At 39.2% G+C, this 18,382-nt stretch carries 19 protein-coding genes; 11 read left to right on the top strand and 8 right to left on the bottom strand.

The genetic code is table 11. The annotated features are described in order from the left end of the window. Positions 1-73: 73 nt before the first annotated feature. Complete coding sequence (locus tag ACXITR_RS04855) at positions 74-3,271, top strand: valine--tRNA ligase (RefSeq protein WP_457996106.1); 3,198 nt, start codon at positions 74-76, stop codon at positions 3,269-3,271. Positions 3,272-3,351: 80 nt separating this feature from the next. After that, complete coding sequence (locus ACXITR_RS04860) at positions 3,352-3,780, top strand: hypothetical protein (RefSeq protein ID WP_457996107.1); 429 nt, start codon at positions 3,352-3,354, stop codon at positions 3,778-3,780. A gap of 70 nt (positions 3,781-3,850) precedes the next feature. On the opposite strand, the gene psaM is transcribed toward ACXITR_RS04860, so the two are convergent. Then, on the bottom strand, positions 3,851-3,946 hold the full coding sequence (psaM, locus tag ACXITR_RS04865; RefSeq protein WP_015223751.1) for a photosystem I reaction center subunit XII: 96 nt from the start codon (positions 3,944-3,946) through the stop codon (positions 3,851-3,853). A 110-nt stretch (positions 3,947-4,056) separates the two neighbouring features. On the opposite strand from psaM, the gene ACXITR_RS04870 reads away from it, so the two are divergent. Further along, the gene (locus tag ACXITR_RS04870) at positions 4,057-4,581 is read left to right on the top strand and encodes a helix-hairpin-helix domain-containing protein (RefSeq protein WP_457996108.1); all 525 of its coding nucleotides are present in this window, start codon (positions 4,057-4,059) and stop codon (positions 4,579-4,581) included. A gap of 238 nt (positions 4,582-4,819) precedes the next feature. On the opposite strand, the gene ACXITR_RS04875 is transcribed toward ACXITR_RS04870, so the two are convergent. Continuing rightward, on the bottom strand, positions 4,820-5,293 hold the full coding sequence (locus ACXITR_RS04875) for a DUF4168 domain-containing protein (RefSeq protein WP_457996109.1): 474 nt from the start codon (positions 5,291-5,293) through the stop codon (positions 4,820-4,822). Positions 5,294-5,528: 235 nt separating this feature from the next. After that, positions 5,529-6,890 carry an MFS transporter gene (locus ACXITR_RS04880; RefSeq protein WP_457996110.1) on the bottom strand — a complete coding sequence of 454 codons (1,362 nt, stop codon included), beginning with the start codon at positions 6,888-6,890 and terminating at the stop codon, positions 5,529-5,531. Positions 6,891-7,064: 174 nt separating this feature from the next. On the opposite strand from ACXITR_RS04880, the gene ACXITR_RS04885 reads away from it, so the two are divergent. Continuing rightward, positions 7,065-7,418 carry an SH3 domain-containing protein gene (locus tag ACXITR_RS04885; RefSeq protein WP_457996111.1) on the top strand — a complete coding sequence of 118 codons (354 nt, stop codon included), beginning with the start codon at positions 7,065-7,067 and terminating at the stop codon, positions 7,416-7,418. On the opposite strand, the gene ACXITR_RS04890 is transcribed toward ACXITR_RS04885, so the two are convergent. Continuing rightward, entirely contained in the window at positions 7,415-8,062 is a 648-nt protein-coding gene (locus ACXITR_RS04890) for an MBL fold metallo-hydrolase (RefSeq protein WP_457996112.1), read from the bottom strand. The two genes, ACXITR_RS04885 and ACXITR_RS04890, sit on opposite strands and share 4 nt — an antisense overlap. A 101-nt stretch (positions 8,063-8,163) precedes the next feature. Here ACXITR_RS04890 and ACXITR_RS04895 point away from each other — a divergent pair, with 101 nt between their 5' ends. After that, positions 8,164-9,687: a site-2 protease family protein gene (locus ACXITR_RS04895; RefSeq protein ID WP_457996113.1), complete on the top strand. Its 1,524-nt coding sequence runs from the start codon at positions 8,164-8,166 to the stop codon at positions 9,685-9,687. Here ACXITR_RS04895 and ACXITR_RS04900 read toward each other — a convergent pair. Both ACXITR_RS04900 and ACXITR_RS04905 read right to left on the bottom strand, forming a co-directional pair. Beyond that, complete coding sequence (locus ACXITR_RS04900; protein ID WP_457996114.1) at positions 9,684-11,510, bottom strand: peptidoglycan D,D-transpeptidase FtsI family protein; 1,827 nt, start codon at positions 11,508-11,510, stop codon at positions 9,684-9,686. The two genes, ACXITR_RS04895 and ACXITR_RS04900, sit on opposite strands and share 4 nt — an antisense overlap. Positions 11,511-11,527: 17 nt before the next feature. Continuing rightward, on the bottom strand, positions 11,528-11,989 hold the full coding sequence (locus tag ACXITR_RS04905; protein ID WP_457996115.1) for a hypothetical protein: 462 nt from the start codon (positions 11,987-11,989) through the stop codon (positions 11,528-11,530). A 478-nt stretch (positions 11,990-12,467) separates the two neighbouring features. Between ACXITR_RS04905 and ACXITR_RS04910 the strand changes: the two genes are divergently transcribed. Further along, positions 12,468-13,271, top strand: a complete 804-nt coding sequence (locus tag ACXITR_RS04910; protein WP_457996116.1) for an HpsJ family protein — start codon at positions 12,468-12,470, stop codon at positions 13,269-13,271. A gap of 90 nt (positions 13,272-13,361) precedes the next feature. Next, positions 13,362-14,093 (top strand): DUF502 domain-containing protein, encoded by a 732-nt coding sequence (locus ACXITR_RS04915; protein ID WP_457996117.1) that lies wholly within the window; start codon positions 13,362-13,364, stop codon positions 14,091-14,093. 182 nt (positions 14,094-14,275) lie between these two features. On the opposite strand, the gene ACXITR_RS04920 is transcribed toward ACXITR_RS04915, so the two are convergent. Then, positions 14,276-15,013 (bottom strand): RNA methyltransferase, encoded by a 738-nt coding sequence (locus tag ACXITR_RS04920; protein WP_457996134.1) that lies wholly within the window; start codon positions 15,011-15,013, stop codon positions 14,276-14,278. Between the two features lie 296 nt (positions 15,014-15,309). On the opposite strand from ACXITR_RS04920, the gene ACXITR_RS04925 reads away from it, so the two are divergent. The 3 genes from ACXITR_RS04925 to ACXITR_RS04935 all read left to right on the top strand — a co-directional run bounded on the left by ACXITR_RS04925 (position 15,310) and on the right by ACXITR_RS04935 (position 16,941). Then, the gene (locus tag ACXITR_RS04925; protein WP_457996118.1) at positions 15,310-15,690 is read left to right on the top strand and encodes a hypothetical protein; all 381 of its coding nucleotides are present in this window, start codon (positions 15,310-15,312) and stop codon (positions 15,688-15,690) included. A gap of 85 nt (positions 15,691-15,775) precedes the next feature. Then, positions 15,776-16,318, top strand: a complete 543-nt coding sequence (locus ACXITR_RS04930) for a GIY-YIG nuclease family protein (RefSeq protein ID WP_457996119.1) — start codon at positions 15,776-15,778, stop codon at positions 16,316-16,318. Positions 16,319-16,500: 182 nt separating this feature from the next. Further along, entirely contained in the window at positions 16,501-16,941 is a 441-nt protein-coding gene (locus tag ACXITR_RS04935) for a hypothetical protein (protein ID WP_457996120.1), read from the top strand. 1 nt (position 16,942) lies between these two features. On the opposite strand, the gene ACXITR_RS04940 is transcribed toward ACXITR_RS04935, so the two are convergent. Further along, a complete protein-coding gene (locus ACXITR_RS04940) occupies positions 16,943-17,227 on the bottom strand; it encodes a YggT family protein (protein ID WP_457996121.1) in 285 nt (94 codons plus the stop codon). Positions 17,228-17,345: 118 nt separating this feature from the next. On the opposite strand from ACXITR_RS04940, the gene ACXITR_RS04945 reads away from it, so the two are divergent. After that, a complete protein-coding gene (locus ACXITR_RS04945) occupies positions 17,346-18,299 on the top strand; it encodes a hypothetical protein (protein ID WP_457996122.1) in 954 nt (317 codons plus the stop codon). Positions 18,300-18,382 lie beyond the last annotated feature (83 nt).

An 18,382-nucleotide genomic window follows, 5' to 3' on the forward strand; every position in this document is an offset into this window, starting at 1 on the left:
TATGGCAAAATCAACACAAAGAGAAAAGATTAATCAGTAAGTGCGATCGCACCTAGCAGAGAGAAATAAATCAATGAGTGGTACAGATATTAACCTACCCCCCCAGTATGAAGCCCAACAAACAGAAGCAAAATGGCAAAAATATTGGGAAGAAAACGAGACATTCAAAGCAAATCCAGAAAAAAAAGGCGAACCCTACGCCATCGTAATTCCCCCCCCCAACGTCACAGGGAAATTACACATGGGCCATGCTTTCAACACCTCATTGATTGATACTCTTGTTCGTTATAATCGCATGAAAGGGAAAAATACCCTTTGTTTGCCAGGTACCGACCATGCTAGTATTGCCGTACAGACGATCATCGAAAAACAACTCAAAACCAAAGGTAAAACTAGGGATGATTTAGGCAGAGAAAAGTTTTTACAAATGGCATGGGCATGGCGAGAAAAATCTGGTGGTGCTATCTATAACCAACTTAAACGCATGGGGCTATCCGCCGATTGGAGTCGTCAAAGATTTACCCTCGATGAAAAATTGTCCGAATCCGTAAAAACAGCCTTTGTGAAACTCTACGAAGAAGGCTTAATTTATCGTGGAAAATACATGGTGAATTGGTGTCCAGAGTCCCAATCCGCTGTATCAGATTTAGAGGTAGAAAATAAAGAAGTAAACGGTAATCTTTGGCATTTTCGTTATCCCCTTACCGATGGCAGTGGTTTTGTGGAAGTAGCTACCACCCGCCCTGAAACCATGCTAGGAGACACGGCAGTGGCTGTTAACCCCAAAGATGAGCGCTATGTTGCTATTATCGGAAAAACTCTCACCCTGCCCCTTGTGGGGCGAGAAATCCCCATCATTGCCGATGAATATGTAGATCCCACCTTTGGCACGGGATGTGTTAAAGTGACACCAGCCCATGACCCTAATGATTTTGCCATGGGGAAACGTCATGATCTTCCTTTCATAAATATTCTTAACAAAGACGGCTCCATTAATGAAAATGGGGGAGAATATCAAGGGCAAGATAGATTTGAAGCCAGAAAAAATGTGGTTAAGGCCATCGATGAGGCAGGATGCCTAGTAAAAGTAGAAGCCTATAGCCATAGTGTACCCTATAGCGATCGAGGGAAAGTACCCGTTGAGCCTTTGTTATCTACTCAATGGTATGTAAAAATTAAACCCCTTGCCCAAGATGCCCTCAAGGAATTAGACGATGATAAATCCCCTTTCTTTGTACCTGAAAGATGGGAAAAAGTGTATCGTGATTGGTTAGTGAAAATTGAGGATTGGTGTATTTCTCGTCAGTTGTGGTGGGGGCATCAAATTCCCGCTTGGTATGTCATCAGTGAAACTAATGGGGAAATTACGGATAATACTCCCTTTGTGGTTGCCCACGATGATGAGGATGCACAACTAAAGGCGATCGCCCTTTACGGGGAAGATGCTAAAATAATTCAAGATCCCGACGTCCTCGATACCTGGTTTTCCTCAGGATTATGGCCATTTTCTACCATGGGTTGGCCCGAAGAAACCGAAGACTTAGCCACCTATTACCCTAACGCTACCATGGTGACAGGGTTTGATATTATCTTTTTCTGGGTAGCCCGTATGACAATGATGTCAAAACATTTCACAGGGCAAATTCCTTTTAAAGATGTATATATTCACGGCTTGGTAAGGGATGAAAACGGCAAAAAAATGTCTAAATCCGCCAATAATGGCATAGATCCTTTACTATTAAGTGATAAATACGGTACCGATGCCCTCCGTTATACCCTTATCCGTGAAGTGGCAGGGGCAGGGCAAGACATCAGCTTACAATATAACCGTGATACCGACGAATCGGAATCCGTGGAAGCATCCCGCAACTTCGCCAATAAACTATGGAATGCTGCCCGATTTGTGTTGATGAATTTGGATGGTAAAACCCCCGCCCAATTGGGTAATCCTTCCCTATCTTCATGGGAAATGAGTGATAAATGGATATTATCTCGCTTTAACCAAGTCATTAAACAAACCGACGAATATTTAGAAAATTATGGTTTAGGGGAAGCGGCTAAGGGATTATATGAATTTATTTGGGGTGATTTTTGCGACTGGTATATTGAGTTAGTAAAAACCCGTCTTAGACAGGATGCTGATTCTCCTTCGCGCATAGTTGCCCAACAAACCCTCGCCTATGTCTTGGAAGGAATCCTCAAATTATTACATCCTTTCATGCCCCACATCACCGAAGAAATTTGGCACACCCTCACCCAAACCGAAGAAGGTAGTCTTGCCCTCCAGTCTTATCCCGTGGTGGATGAATTATTAACTTTGTCTTCCGTGGTAGCGGTAAACACCACCAATGAAGAATTAATTATTGATTTAAGTGATTCTGAAGAATTTTCCACCGATAACCCCACCATTGTGAGATTGGGTAATCAGTTGATGGGATTATTAGATCAATTACCTGATCAATTTAGTTCTATCATTAGGAAATATAAGCAACCCTTGAGCTTGTTATTAATCATCTTTTTAACCCTTGTGGTTTTACAGTTACTCGTGTCTGTTTCTAATGCTATCTATGAGTTTCCCCTTCTCGCCCCTTTACTCAGGTTAGTCGGTTTAACTTATTCTGGTTGGTTTATCTATCGCAACTTAGTTTTTGTGGACACCAGAAAAGAAACTTTAAAACGTTTGAGTGGTTTAAAACAAGAGATTTTTGGCTCGAAAAATGTGATTGCTTCCTTACAATCTAGTGCAGGGGATACCGTTGCCCCCATCACCATGGATAGTCTAATTTCTGAGGATTTAGAAACCAGTTTTACATTACTCTTTGAAACTATCCGCGCCATCCGTAATCTACGCGCCGAGGCGGAAATTAAACCGGGTGCCCAAGTTTCTGTGATTCTTCAGTCTGATAGTGAGGAGGAAAGAAAGATTTTGGAAAATACTCGCCCCTACATCGAAGGTTTAGCGAAAGTAAACAATCTCTCCATCATAGATAGTTTAACCCAAGAAGTGCCAAAGGCGATCGCCTCGGTGGTTGGTACCATTCAAGTCTTGATTCCCCTAGAAGGAGTCATCGATGTGGATAAATTAACCGCAAAATTAACTAAAAAAATGGGTAAAATCGAAGGAGAGGTAAAATCCCTTGAAGGACGTTTAAATAATCCTAAATTTACTCAAAAAGCCCCCCCCGAAATTATCAAAAATGCTCAGGATAATTTGGATGAAGCTAAAACTCAATTACAAATTTTGCAAAATAGACTAGCTTTATTACAATAACCAAAACTTTTTGGGCTAGTATTTCATACGTTATTTAAAACCTTTTTTCCTTCTTTTTACAAAAAAATAGTTTTTTTACAATGTTATATTTAGCCCAAGTAGTCGAAAACAATATCTCTCAAAAATTAGAACTTTATTTACTAGCCAGTGAGGAATCGATAAATCGTTGGTCCTTTTGTAGTGAAGAATATATCCCACTTCCAGAGGATAACAATTTATCTAAGGCAGTATTATTATTAGTAGAAGTCAATGAAAAAAAAGAAATTATACGTTATCGAGATGCTAAAGATTGGGTATTAAATGTTATCAGAGATTTTATTAATAATAAGGAGGAAAAAAGCTCAGATTTTTTATTAGAAGAACAAGCAAGAATTGAAAAATGGAGGCAGGAGTTAACCCTAGAAAGTCAAGATTTAACTCGAATTAAGTTAGAAATGGAAACCCGTAGGGAGGAGTTACAACAACTAGAGCATAATTTGAGTCTGGAAAGAAAAAAGTTGCATGAATAGGGCTTCGTGGAAAAGTGAAGATGGGCAAAGGGTAGTTAAAAATCCCCCCTTCTCAAGAGGGGATAGGGAATTATTTATATAATTCCGTGGATAGACGGAAAGCTAAAATAGCAGGTACTAAAGCAATGGCTAAAGCAACGAAAACTTGAGTATCAGAAATAGGCATAAAAAACTCCTTTTGTACAATACAAATTGATAAAATTAAGCTAAATTACTATTTAATTTGCCCTAATATAGGCACTGTGGCACGATTTTGTAATAATTTGCAACAAATAAATGATTAAACTAGACTGGCGAGAAAGGGCGATCGCCCGTAAAATAGAGAAAAATCCCTATTATCGTTTCCAAAGTGTGACTGAAATTAGGGTGGGGGCAAAATTAGGCATCTCCATCGACGTAAATCAAGCCTGTGTAGATGATTGGCTAAGGCTACCCGGTATCTCCATCACCCAAGCCCGTACCCTTGTAGAAATGAATAATTCGGGCATTCAAATACTATGTATGGAGGATTTAGCAGCGGCTTTGGGTATCTCTATGACAAAAATAGCCCTTTGGCAACCATTGCTCAATTTTTCCTATTATGACCAAAATAGTTTCCATGCCCCCCCCAAGATAAATCCGAATACGGCTACCCTAGAGCAATTACAAGCCATCCCAAACCTTGATCATGACGTTGCCTTTGAAATTGTTAAAAATCGAGAACAAGGGGGCAAATATCGCAATCTCCCCCACTTACAACAAAGATTATCCTTACCCCCCGACTTTGTTTATCATCTGATGTATTATTTTCAATTTGATTAATGAGGGAATAGGGGATGGCAGTTAGGCTACACCAGATTAAGATATTTGGGCAAATAATTTTTCAGCAACTTCTATGGACAGTCCTAATACTTAAAGGCAGGGGCTTTTCACCGATTTGTCGTAAAAAAAGTTTACTAATAAAGCGAACAATGGGCTTAAGCCCATTGCCAAAAACAGTAAATATAAAGTACGATTTATAAATCTAACTCAGTACAAAAAGCACAAAAAGATGGTTAGATTATAGTTGTCGGGTAATTTCCCTTAATCTATTTCTCAATTCTTCGCTTTGTCTAACCTGTTGAGTAATTTGGTTAAATTGGTTCATACTTAACCCATTACGTCTAACGATAACCTCTGAATTTTGACAAAAATCATTCATTAATGTGCGGGCGTTACCAGGTAAATCATTAATGGAGTCTTTTTGATTACAAGCGAGTTGACTGCTTCTTTGTTGTCCCACGATGTTTTCAATATTAGTAAAAGTTGAGCGTCTTAATCTTTCGATTTCTACGGCGGCTTGGGCATATCTAGTTAATTCAGCATCGGAGAAGTTTTGGGCAAAAGCTTGATTGCTAATTTTAATGTTATTAGATTGGGTGTTATATTCGGGGGTTAGCCCTGCTAGAATGCCAAAGGTACTTAAACCTAGCACTAAAATAATTTTGCTGGTTGATAATTTAACTTTTGATAAACTGTTAATTTTACTAATCATAATTGATAAAAAATAATAATATTTTGGCTTTAATAGGTTTGGGGATGACATGATAATTTTGCGGGTAAAAATTGTCCACCATAATCCCATTTCTAACGAAGGGGCATGTTTAAAGAATTTACTAAAACTTTTTCAGTGGTTTTAATTATGGGATAGCCAAAAAAGTAATGCCCTAGTTGTTAGTTATGATGGATTTAGTTATTTTTTAGTTCCCCGTTCAAAGATTTTCCCTCGGTTATTTTTTGAGGGTAAGAAGGGATGTTAAAACTCCTCCTCCCACGGAGGATAATGCCAAGATTATTAAGACTCCTTGTAAACCCAATAGTGTCTCGGCGACTCCTGCGAGGGCCAGGGGTAGGGAAAGGGCAATGTTGACGGCGTTATTTTGTAGCCCAAAGACTTTTCCTCTCATGTCTGGGGGGGTTTCGGCTTGGATGGTGGTTTGCATGGGTACTCCGATTAGGGCGGCAAATCCTCCGACTATGGCTATCATTAACAAAGCACTGGCCAGATTACCTGTGGAAAATGATAACCCCATAAGGGCGATCGCCATGCCAATGGAGCCATAAAAACTGAGCTTACCATGACTAATCGATTTTCCTTGCTGGGTAACAAAGGCAGCACCTACGGCAATACCTACCCCTGCGGCGGCTAGTAAATAACCAAATTCTTCGGCTTCCATGCCCGGAATGGTTTCGGCTACACTTACGGCTAATACGGCGAGGGCGGCAAAGATAGAGAAAAGAATAATTAACTGGAATAGGGCATTACGCACCCGATGATTTTTTTGTAGATAAATTAGACCATCTTTAATATCTTGAAAAACATGATTTTCTTGGGTTTGTCTATCTTGTTCCCTTTCTTTGGTATTTACTACCATGAGTATTAAACCGGCCATGGTGTATCCTCCCCCGACTAATAATTCTCTTCCGTAGTCAAAGGAGAAATTATCACCCCAACTACTCACCAATTCTAAGAGGGGATTTCCAATGGCAAAACCGATGATTAACATTACCATCATGGTGGTGGTGTAGAGGGAGTTTGCCGCCAATAAATTACCTTTTTTAACGATTAAGGGAATGGAAGACTGTTCGGCGGGCGCAAAAAATTGGGTTAAGGTAGAAACAAGAAAGGTGATGGATAATAATAACCAAAATTCCCAAGGTAGGTTAAACCATCCGGCCCCTAAACTTTGTTGATAAACGAAAAAAGGAATTATAAAAACTAATAATCCTCGCCCTAAATTAGAGACAACTAAAACCAGTTTTTTTGACCAACGATCTACATATACCCCTGCTAATGATCCAAATAAAATTGCGGGAATGGTAAAGGCAATCATAATTCCAGATACCCAGCTACTAATAGCTTGACCATCTCGGTGAAAATCATTGCTAATAATTGCAATCATTAAAACTAGGTATATTTTATCTGCTAATTGAGAGAAAACTTGCCCTAGCCATAAATTTAAAAAATCGGTGTTTTTAAGAACACTAATAAAGCCATTTTTATTTACTATTTGCATAGAGCCTTCCTCATCTTTTATTGAGCTTGACTCTTCTTCGCTATGATCTTCTTTTTTCTGCTCAAACAGTTGCATTTATTCTATTAAATATCAATCATTGAAAAGCACTATACCTTGATCTTACACCAATTATTCAACGAATAGTTAACAGGAAAATAAATAGTTTCAGTTCCACTGAGCAAAATTTGGATATTATTAAATGATTATTTTAAATGCTCAGAAAATTTCTGGGAGGAACATGGAACAAATATGATCAAGACCATATCTATTTTACTTGTCCTTGCCACGGGGGTGATGGTGGCAAAACCTGACCGTGCGATCGCCCAGTACGAATTTACCAATGAACGATCTACCTGTTATGCTAATTTGACGGCTTCTTCTAATGCCACGAAAATTAATTTACGCTCAGGCCCGGGTACTCAGTACAATACCAGAGGTTATGGATTAGTAGGAGACTTCGTTTATATTTTAGAGGGCGATCGCCAATTTGGAGACTATGCCCAAGATAGCACAGGAAAACTATGGTATAAGGTAGGTTTCCCTAAAAGTGGTGCGAGAGGATGGATTCGAGCCGACTTTCTTCGCCTAAGTTGCGCTCCCTAAACAGTAACGTAACCACGCCCCCTCAGATAGCCTGTACTTGCCCCCGGGCAAACGTAACTTAAAGGGGGGATTTTGTCAAAAACCGTTTGAGCATTTAGCATTTGTCGGCGCCAATGAAAGGTTTTTTTCAACTTCAAAGGAGCAACTTTACCATCTTTGGTGGGCAATAAATGTCTTCCTGTAAACAGTACCCCTCCATTACCTTGATAGTATAAACAAGCTGAACCGGGAGAATAACCCGATGTCCAAATCAATTTACAATCATCGGTTAACTGGTATTCATCCGCAAAAGAAAGGGCATCCAAGTTCGGTAGTAAATATACCTCTTGCTCTTGGGAAATTAGTTGACAGTCAAACTCCTGCTTTATTTTACCAATGTGCTTACTAATACCGTCTCGATTAGTGATAAATAGATACTTTACCCCCCCTTGTTGATGACAAAATTCGATGGTTTGGGGATGCCAAGGAGGACAATCGATGAGAATATTTCCCGTAGGGCTAAGGATAAAATAGGATGTACCCCCCAAAATATCTCGGTTAGGTGGAAAAGCCCAGATATTTTCTAAAATTAATTTAGGTGCTTTGGGAGCTGATATTTTCGCCGTTTGCTGGTTTTTTTCTGTAGAATTATGAATAGGGGTCATCTTTATCGGTTAAATAGTCCTCTGGATGTGGTCATTGCCATGTTGTAGTTATATGGAGTTATCCTAAACAATCAGGATAGACTTGTTATTGTAGGTAAAAAATGGAATCAATTGTTCTTTTTCTATTATTAAGTATTTTTGTTTACTTTGTCATCAATCGCACCGTCACAAAGATCACAAATACTTCCCCTTTGCTATTGTGGTTAGCTTTGATGATTCCTAGCTTTGTCTGGTTGATATGGCAAGTTTTGAACCCCGGGGAAAGTAACCCCCCTGCCCTCCTAATCTATATCCCCCTCATTATTTCACCGATTATTTACATTTGGTTAATACAAAAAGGGAAGCCAAAGCAACAAGAAGGAAAAAAAACAGATTCTCCGTTACAAAAACCTCTCAATTCTATGACTAATCAAGATTCTCCCAATTTTAATCCTGATAATTTATCTTTTATCAATCAAAAAAAATCTTCACGCCCTATCAATGCGGAGGAAGAAAAAGCCCTGAAAGATTGTTTCCCTTGGGGGGTTTATTATCTACAAAAAATTGACTATTTACCCCAAGCCATCGTTTGTGTGGGCAAGTTGCGCACCGAGCCAGAAAAAGCCTATCCTACGGTAAAAAAGAATTTAGAAAGGGTATTTAATGACCGATTTTTATTGGTTTTTCAGGAAACCATGCAGGGTAAACCGTTTTTTGCCCTCGTACCTAACCCCTATTCTGAGGAAAATAAAGCGAAACAAGCCCCCGAAAAATTAACTAAACCCCTAACGGCGATCGCACTTTTACTGTTAACCTTAGTCACCACAACTATTATAGGCGCCGAAATAAGTGGAGTAACCGTAGAAGAATTAGAAAATAATTTTAGCTTAGTATTACAAGGTTTACCCTATAGCATAGGCTTACTAGCAATATTAGGAGTCCATGAATTAAGCCATTATTTATTTGCCGTTTTTTATCGCATCAAAACCACCCTCCCCTACTTTATACCCCTGCCCTTTTTCCTCGGCACATTTGGTGCATTTATCTCCATCAAGTCCCCCATGCCAAACCGCAAAGCCGTATTTGATGTGGCATTAGCCGGACCCTTGGGGGGATTTTTAGTTACCATTCCCGTATTAGTATGGGGTTTAATTTTTTCTAGGGTAGTACCCATGGGCGAAACTTCAAGTATGTTGGACTTTAACGCACTAGATCCCCGCTTTTCTTTAATTTTTGGTGTTATTAGTAAAATAATTTTTGGCTCAGGATTAGGGGCAGGGGATGCCATAGCACTACATCCCATTGCCGTAGCTGGTTACATCGGTTTAATCGTTACCGCCCTAAATTTGATGCCCGTGGGGCAACTAGATGGAGGTCACATCGTCCATGCCATGTTTGGACAAGGAAAGGCCGTGGTCATAGGACAAATTGCCCGTTTATTGGTGATTCTCCTTGCTTTTATCCGTCCTGAGTTTTTGTTGTGGGCGATAATTTTAATTTTTATGCCCATTGCCGATCAACCAGCGCTCAATGATGTGACAGAATTAGATAATACGAGGGATTTTTTGGGTTTAATGTCTTTACTATTACTCATTGCCATTCTTTTGCCCGTACCTCCCGTCATTGCACAGTGGATTAGTCTTTAGTTACTAGGGGGGATGCCTCGGATACGGATTAAGGATTTCATCACATCGGTGACGATGGGGGCGGCCACGGTGGAGCCAAACAGACTATCTCCTTGGGGCTCATCGATGACAGCTAAGACTACATAACGGGGGTTATCGGTGGGTAAAACACTGACAAAGCTAGTAATGCGCGCCGTGGCAGAATATCGTCCTCTACCGTCATGTTTTTGGGCGGTGCCTGTTTTTCCACCCACCTTATAGCCTTCTATTTGAGCTACTTTTCCCGTACCATTTTCCACCACCGACTCCATCATTTTGACCACCGCATAGGCGGAGCTTTCTTGGAATACCTGAGTTTCTTCTATGTCTGGATATACTTGGATTTCTCCATTGGCATCTACCAATCCTTCTACCACATGGGGAGTAATTAATTTGCCACCATTGGCGAGCGCCCCTGTAAGTTGTACCAGTTTCATAGGAGTGAGGGATAAACCCTGACCAAAAGAAGATACGGCCATTTCAATATCTCTGGCGGTAAATACCTCCTTGGACTTGAGGAAACCTACCCCCTCAAAGGGTAAATCTAAACCCATACGCTGATTGATGCCCAACTCCTCTAATCTCTCGAAATAACGTGCTCGGGGAATACGACGCATAATATCAATCATGGCGGTATTACTAGATACATCCATCGCCCTCGTAATACTTACCCTTCCTAACCCCGTACGGGAAGCATTGGCAATGGGCCAGCCGTCCACCGTAACTTGGGCTGGATCTGATACATAGGAATTGGGGTTAATAACTCCCTCATCAAGGGCGATCGCCACGTTAATGGGTTTAAAAGTAGAACCAGGTTCATAGGTATCCGTCACCGACCAATTTTTAAACAGAGCAAAATCATAGGCAAAATAACGATTAGGATTATAGGTAGGCTCACAGGCAAGGGCTAAAATACTTCCCGTATGGGCATCCAACACAATTACCGCTCCTTTCTTTGCCTTAAATTGCTCCATTTGTACCCGAAGGCGATCGCGCACAGCCCGTTGCAAACGAGAATCCACCGTCAACTTCAAACTAAGATCATCTAAATAAATCGCCTTATCAGGTAAACTAGCAGGGATAATTGAACCCAGCGCATTTCTGGTCACCCTCAGCATCCCTCGAACCTCTGGGGATGATAAATCTCTCTGTAACAACTCTCCCTGGCTATGCTCAACCCCTGCCTGACCATTATGATCCATATCCACATAACCGATTACATCCGCCCACAAATCATCTTGGGGATAAAAACGACCATAACGCTGATCCAAATCAACCCCAATAATTCTTAAAGCCCTGACTCGATCAGCCTGATTTTCCGTTAAATTACGAGCAACTATTACCCCAGTCTGTTGATTATTAATCCTTTGAATTAAACCATTAACATCCAACTCAGGAAGAACTTCCCCCAGCTTTCTCGCCACATCCTCAATACTTTCCTCTAGCAACAGTCGATGGGCATACACATCATACACTAACTGATCTGAAGCCAATACACGACCTTCCCTATCCACAATGGAACGTCGAGGAATATAACGCCTTAAATTTGTCTTTTGCTGACCTTGAGCCCTGTTAAAAAACTCTTCACCCTTAACTATTTGCAAATGGTAAAGTCGATAACCAATACCCACCATACCCATGATCAACACGAGCCAAACTAAGATAATTCTGACTAAACCTCCCCAAGATTTTCGTTGAGTCGAGGTTCTTTTTTTTACCTTACCAGAACTAACTTGACGAGATTTTTTTTTCTTAAAAGCAGGGGAATCAAGGGCATTGGAAAAATTAGGCTTCAAAAACTTCATTACACCATATAAAAAAACTAATAGGCGATGGGAAAAATAGGTTCAATCCTTTTAGGAGAAGAAGTCACAGGCAATTCCTTATCCAAAGGTTTTACATCGGTTTGAGGTAAAAAAACAGGGGTCTGACTTAAATCAGGAGTAACTAACCCTGAGTTAGCTTCCCTAGCCTCTTGGGCTAATTGATTTTTTATTACTTCATTATTAAAAGTAAGTTGTCTTTCTCTTTTTTGCAACTCCTGCAAACTTCTATATCTTTTTGTCCATTCACTAGGGGCTGACACCGTCAAGCCATAAACCACAAAACAACCTATGACGGTGATAATCGAGAAACCGCTGAATGTATTAGTAATAAAGTTAAAAAAATTTAACCAAAAAGGAATTTGAACTTTTTTTGGGGTAATAACAACGGGGTTAACTTCCTGCTGTTTACGACTTCTGACCCTTTTATTCGGTAGGTTATTCTCCCTATAATAAGTCACAGATTGACAACTTACATAATTCCTCTGTTTAATAGAACTCAATGGTTTCCGTGGAGAAGGTCTATCAGGAGCTAACATACATCTATTCTCGATTAAAATTGGACTTACTAATATTAGCAAATATATCAAGGATTGTTCTTTTTTTGCTAATTTTTTTTTACCATGGAGAGTAAACGGCTGTGACATCAAGATTTTAAAGAAATCCTCCTGATTTAGCAAAATTTCGTTCCTCTCAAATTACTAAGCCTTGGGGTTACTAATAAATAAGGCGTTGGTGAATTAAGGTATGATTTTTAGTTTGGTTCGGCAATGGGCAATAGTAATAATAGTTCTAGTATTATATATTTGCTCTAGTTCAGTGATGTTGTATAACCAAAACAAGCAACACGATAAATACATATTTGGTTTTGATTTCATGGCAGTTGCAACTCTGTCATGATAGTATTAGCTAATTTAAAAAATACTTAGATAAAACTTTATGAAAATTACTACGAATTTTACATCTTTGGGGTTGAAATTAGTGGGGGTTATTATTTTTGTTTCCGCCCTCATTGATTACCTATTTCTAGCTATTCCTTTACAACTAGCAGATAGAAACTGGCAAATTAATTTTGCTAATACCATCGTAGATCGAGGGGTTGTTCCCTTATTGGCGGTGGTTTTATTAATCCTTGGATGGTGGATAACTGATAACACTCCTAATGCTGCTCCCCCTTCAAAGGCGGTGAGATTACCTGTTTTTATTATCTCTAGTCTGTTAGGATTGCTTTTCTTGTTGATTGTACCCATTCATTTGAGTAATATCAGTAACGTTAGCGCCCAGTTTATTCAAGAAATTGACCAAAGAGCATCGGCTCAGGAGGAAGAAATTCAAGGGTTTATTGAACAGTTAGATGCGATCGCCCGTAACCCACAACAACTCCAATCAGAGATTGAACAAAGAAATCAAGTGATTAATAGCGGAGGCAATATTCAAGGACAACAACTAAACCCCCAAGAATTACAAGCCATCACCTCCCAAAGAGATCAACTACAACAACTCCTAGAACTATCCCAAAGCCCCGAAGAATTAGACAACAGATTAGAAGAAACCAGAACTCGCCTACAAACCGAACTAAGGGAAGTACAAAGACAAGAAAAACAAAACGCACAAACCCAAGCCCTAAGACAAACCCTGAGAACAGGAATTAATAGTTTTATGTTATCCGTGGGTTATATAGCTTTAGGTTGGCTCGGTATCAAAGGCTCTATGTATGGAACTCCGAAACCTCCCTCTAGTTGACACTAAATAAACAAGGGTAGATAATGGTAGATCAATAATGGATTCATACCATCATTTATAAATAACCCTCAAAAAATAAGTAGGTAGTTTGTGTTAGAACGCATAAAACAAGACTTAAAAAATGATTTAATCGCTGGTTTATTGGTGGTCATTCCCCTAGCCGCCACTATCTGGTTGAGCTATTTAATGGCTAACTGGGCGATTAAATTTCTTACCAGAATACCGAAGCAAATTAACCCTTTTGATGGATTTAACCCCCTATTGACCGATTTTCTCAATTTTGCCGTCGGTTTAACCGTTCCCCTCGTATTTATTATGATCATCGGCTTGATGGCTCGTAACATCGCAGGGCGTTGGTTGCTCGATGTGGGGGAGCAAATCCTTCAGGCTATTCCCTTGGCTGGTTCGGTTTATAAAACCTTAAAGCAAATTCTGGAAACTCTATTTCAAGACTCCCAAACGAAATTTCGTCGGGTAGTATTAGTTGAATATCCCCGCAAGGGTTTATGGACCATGGGATTTGTTACGGGCAAAGTTAGTAGCATTATCCAGACTAATTTTTCTGAAACCATGCTCAGTGTATTTGTCCCCACTACCCCGAATCCTACTTCTGGCTGGTATGTAATTGTTCCAGAAGATGAGGTTAAAACTGTTCCTATCTCCATCGAAGATGCTTTTAAGGTCTTAATTTCTGGGGGAATTGTTAGTCCTGATGATAAATCTTTGACCGTTAATAGATCTAGAAATGTTAAATCGAAAGAAGATTTGGTTTCCACCCCTTCTGCTACGGTAACTTTAGATCCTGAGAATAATATGGGTTAACTTTCTTTTGTTTACCATGAACAATTTTGAGGAAACGATGACAACAACATTGGCAAAATATGTACTTTTTGTTACAATTAAATGTAAAGAAATCTAAAGACGACTTGGATAATCGTTACAAAGGTTTCCTCAAGATTATATGACAACAAAGATTTTACCGACAGCGATGTCGGTTTTTTTTCTTAGTTTTTGGGATGCTCTTTGATAGCCCATTCGGCTTGGCGTAATATTCCCCTCAGCATAGCTACTTCCTGGGGTTGTAGTTTTGTTCTGTTCATCAAGCGACGGAACTTTTCCATTTTGGTGGCGGCGGTGTGGGGATAAAGATAGTTAATTTTTAGTAAAACAGATTCTAGGTGTTGATAGTATCCTTCGAGCGCCTCCAGGGACGCTAATTCGGGGGCTTGTTCCCCAGGTTCGGGGCTGGTTTGGGAATGGTAATATTGATATAGTTCATAGGCACATACCCCCACGGCTTGGGCAAGGTTGAGGGATGGGTATTCTGGATTACTAGGAATACAGATAAAACGCTGGGCATAGCTCAATTCTTGGTTACTTAATCCCCTATCTTCAGGACCAAAAATTAGAGCGGAGGAAATATTTTTCTCAATTAACCATTGTAAAGCTTCCCTAGGGGTTTCTAGTTTCGTAGGAATTCCCCTCGGACGGGCAGTAGTGGCGATCGCCCTTTGACAACCTTTCAGGGCATCGGGTAAAGATTCCACCACCAAAGCCCCCTCCAAAATATCGGAAGCATGAACCGCCATCACCCTCCCATCCTCGGATAAATGATCACACTGAGGATTCACCAACACCAAACGAGTTAAACCCATATTCTTCATTACCCGTGCAATGGAACCAATATTACGATCTCCCGCAGGTTCCACCAATACAACTTTGACCTCGTCACCAAAACTCATATCAAGATAGCTCCTAATTTGCCCCTTTTTTATCTCCTGTTTATTATCAATTACCCCTGATTTATTGTCAATAATAATCTTACTCTCCATGGCAAATCTGCGGTCACTTTTAAGGACAATATATGCGTATAATTACTCATAATACCAACGCCCTGAAGTGTACATAAAATAGCGAATAAATATCATTAATAAATTGTAGATAGTGACATATTCTGATATATTTTTAGGTATGGGGTGAAATATCCTTAAATCATAAATAAATCATTCATTTCTAACCGAATATAACTTACGCAATCATGGTATTAAAAAAGATTTTGTCAGGCAAAAAAAGTCAACCTAAATACTTTTTAGAAGTTGAAGTAGCCGATCAAGCCCCCGAAACTCCCACAGTGAAATCCTCAGAAAAACCCCCCGAAAATAATCAACCCCAAGGGCAAAAAAAACCATCCTCTACCCCTGCCCCCAAACCTGAGGTCAACAGCTACAGCGATCAACCAGAATGGGTAAAAGCTATTAAAAATTATAGTACCCCTAATGCAGATAATGGTAGTACCCCCTCAGAAGAAAGTGTAACTTTTGCAGGGCAATATATCAGTAATGATATTCCCCAAGCTCGTCGTCGCCCCGGGGGTAGTCTTAAACTTTTTAAAGATATTGCTTCTCAAATTAATAAGTAATATTTTTTGTCACCATAAATCAGTTTTTGGTTTTATATTTTTATTTTATGAAACTGAAAGCTGATTTTTTATTAAATTTTAAAAAATGACTAATAATATAGAACAAAGTACCTTAAGTAATATACCGTATATCTCTTATTTGAATGAGGAAGGATATATTAATGATGAATTAACAGGAAAAATAGGATTATATGCTATTTTTAATAATGATAAAAAACTAGAATATATCGGCTACTCTCGCAATTTGTTATTGAGTTTAAAGCAACATTTGATCAGACAACCCCAGAAGTGTTTTTGGTTGAAATATTACATAATTGATCGTCCTAGTCGTAGTATTCTTGAAGAGATTAAGCAAAAGTGGCTAGAAGAAAATGGCTCTACCCCTTCAGGGAATGGAGAAGATGAGAGTTTATGGAATCAGCCCATTGACACGAAAACCACCATGACAGATGAAGATAAACAGCAGTATAACTCATCGGATGAATTAGGAAAAATTAAACTTCTTAAAAAAGTAGCCCGTAGATACGAAGAAGTGATCAAAAATCAGTTGCATGGGCGGGGAGTAAACTTTGAAGTGCGTTTTAACCCCAAACTAAAAGAAGATGGCTTATTGGATTTAAAAATTTAGTGTTGCCTATTTTTGGTATGCAACATTATTGAACTACAGCAAATATCTAATACTAGAACTATTATTATTGTCCATTGGCGAACTAAACAAAAAATCATACCTTAATTCACCAACGCCAAAAATTTAATCCCGAACTAGAGTTATTATGAAATGGATCTTGATTTTTATTAAAAAAAAAATTTATGTTGAAAAAACTTTTTATTATTCTCACCGTTACTATCTTTTGTTTAGGGATAAGTGCGATCGCCCCTAGTCCAGTCCAAGCCCTAATCCAGATAAAAATAACAGATATTGGTTACAAAGACTGTCCCGAAGGAGTCGGAGAAGGAAGCGTTACCAGCGGAGGAAGTGCCTTACCCGCCACCTGCTACCTCATCACAGGAAAAACCAACAATACATCAGGAAAAACCCTCTATGATGCCGACGTATTTGGTAGAGTATATGATGCCAACAACGAACCAGCCCTACAAAACCGAACCCGCCTAGGAGCATTACCCGAAGTTCCCCCCGGAGTGAGCGAATTTGAACTGAGAATCAGTGTTCCCTCAAATCAACCCACCCCCCTTAAACTCAAACAGTTTAAAGCCACAGGCTTTTCTAGTAGTGTTTATCCTTCCTTCTAACCTAGAAACCGCCCCCAGTGCGTACCAAAGAAGTTAAAAGTCCAGGGATTAACTGCAACACAAAAATAGCTAAAATAGCCGAAAAATCAATACCTCCTAAAGGGGGTATAACAGAACGAAAAATATTAAGATAAGGATCTGTAATAGGAGCTACAAAAGAAATAACCTTTCCTGCCCATTCAGCCGTTTGAAACCAACTCAACAAAATTCTTACAAAAATTAATACCAAATATAATTGAATAAAATTAACAACGGTATTAACAATTAAATAACTTACACTAGACATAATTTTTTCCTAACTATTAAAATTAACATAATACTTTCATTTACCATCTAATTTTACCCGAGATTATTAAAAACAAGTAAAAAAAGAGATTTTGTCCAACCATCAAAAACCATTGACTATGAACAGACCTATAGCTTTATGCTCACAAATACTATTTTATAACCTTCTTGCCCTTCTGCTGTTCGGGAAATCCACCCTAGCCCAAGAATATCGAGAAATAGAAGAATGTACCATCACCAATAACTCCCACCATAAATCGCTTTTTAGTGTCTTTCCCAATGGTGCGAATGGTTGCCAATTTGAAGAAGAAATAACCCACAACTCTAATACCTATCGCCTCACATTTGATGTTGGGAATAATAAAAATAACTCCCGCATTGAAGTATTAGATAACCAAGGAAGAAATCATATCATTGCCATTGATGAATTTATAGGCATTTCCACCAGCATCACCGTTAGTCTTTTACCCCTATACCATCAACAAAATCCCTCTCTATTAATTGACTACGTTACCTATGGCAATGGTTTCAACAACTGCATGGTGAACAATATGATGGTTTTCGACGATAATATTTCCTCTGGCGCCACCCGAATTAACGCTACCAATTTGAACATCTCCGACGTAGATAGAGAAAACCCCCATCGCTTTAACGCTTGTTTTGATTTTGAAGACATCAACAATAATGGAATCCTTGAGGCCATAGCCCTCGATGGCAGATTTGGTTATCAATTTAGCTCAGGGGCGGCTTCTGCTGCACCCACCAGAGTAATGAGTTTTACCCCCGATGGATTACAAGATGTTACCCTACAACACCCCAACTATCTAAGACAACAGGCCCTGAGTGTATGGAATACAGTAATTGAGCGTAGCGGTGAAGAAAATACCGAATATTTTGGCTATATGGCAGCCTATGCAGGAATAAAAAGTTTATTAGGAGAATATCCAGAGGCAAAAGCCTTGATACAAAGACGTATGGAAATCGATAATAGTGCTAACGACTATTTTGGAGATAATTTTATTACTGATTTAGAAACTTTTTTATCAAATAGTGGCTATTTAGGTTCTTTATAAATCTTGTAAATTTTAAAACAGGAAACCAATACGCTCAATGGCTTTCACTGCCATAAATATTATTATGGGCGTATTTAAGCTAT

This window comes from Cyanobacterium sp., from assembly GCF_054166785.1.

What these genes read in the sequence shown, in the direction of transcription:
- ACXITR_RS04855 (WP_457996106.1), top strand. Translation starts at nt 74, where the DNA reads ATGAGTGGTACAGATATTAACCTACCCCCCCAGTATGAAGCCCAACAA.
- ACXITR_RS04860 (WP_457996107.1), top strand. Translation starts at nt 3,352, where the DNA reads ATGTTATATTTAGCCCAAGTAGTCGAAAACAATATCTCTCAAAAATTA.
- psaM (WP_015223751.1), bottom strand. Translation starts at nt 3,946, where the DNA reads ATGCCTATTTCTGATACTCAAGTTTTCGTTGCTTTAGCCATTGCTTTA.
- ACXITR_RS04870 (WP_457996108.1), top strand. Translation starts at nt 4,057, where the DNA reads ATGATTAAACTAGACTGGCGAGAAAGGGCGATCGCCCGTAAAATAGAG.
- ACXITR_RS04875 (WP_457996109.1), bottom strand. Translation starts at nt 5,293, where the DNA reads ATGATTAGTAAAATTAACAGTTTATCAAAAGTTAAATTATCAACCAGC.
- ACXITR_RS04880 (WP_457996110.1), bottom strand. Translation starts at nt 6,890, where the DNA reads ATGCAACTGTTTGAGCAGAAAAAAGAAGATCATAGCGAAGAAGAGTCA.
- ACXITR_RS04885 (WP_457996111.1), top strand. Translation starts at nt 7,065, where the DNA reads ATGATCAAGACCATATCTATTTTACTTGTCCTTGCCACGGGGGTGATG.
- ACXITR_RS04890 (WP_457996112.1), bottom strand. Translation starts at nt 8,062, where the DNA reads ATGACCCCTATTCATAATTCTACAGAAAAAAACCAGCAAACGGCGAAA.
- ACXITR_RS04895 (WP_457996113.1), top strand. Translation starts at nt 8,164, where the DNA reads ATGGAATCAATTGTTCTTTTTCTATTATTAAGTATTTTTGTTTACTTT.
- ACXITR_RS04900 (WP_457996114.1), bottom strand. Translation starts at nt 11,510, where the DNA reads ATGAAGTTTTTGAAGCCTAATTTTTCCAATGCCCTTGATTCCCCTGCT.
- ACXITR_RS04910 (WP_457996116.1), top strand. Translation starts at nt 12,468, where the DNA reads ATGAAAATTACTACGAATTTTACATCTTTGGGGTTGAAATTAGTGGGG.
- ACXITR_RS04920 (WP_457996134.1), bottom strand. Translation starts at nt 15,013, where the DNA reads ATGAGTTTTGGTGACGAGGTCAAAGTTGTATTGGTGGAACCTGCGGGA.
- ACXITR_RS04925 (WP_457996118.1), top strand. Translation starts at nt 15,310, where the DNA reads ATGGTATTAAAAAAGATTTTGTCAGGCAAAAAAAGTCAACCTAAATAC.
- ACXITR_RS04930 (WP_457996119.1), top strand. Translation starts at nt 15,776, where the DNA reads ATGACTAATAATATAGAACAAAGTACCTTAAGTAATATACCGTATATC.
- ACXITR_RS04935 (WP_457996120.1), top strand. Translation starts at nt 16,501, where the DNA reads ATGTTGAAAAAACTTTTTATTATTCTCACCGTTACTATCTTTTGTTTA.
- ACXITR_RS04940 (WP_457996121.1), bottom strand. Translation starts at nt 17,227, where the DNA reads ATGTCTAGTGTAAGTTATTTAATTGTTAATACCGTTGTTAATTTTATT.
- ACXITR_RS04945 (WP_457996122.1), top strand. Translation starts at nt 17,346, where the DNA reads ATGAACAGACCTATAGCTTTATGCTCACAAATACTATTTTATAACCTT.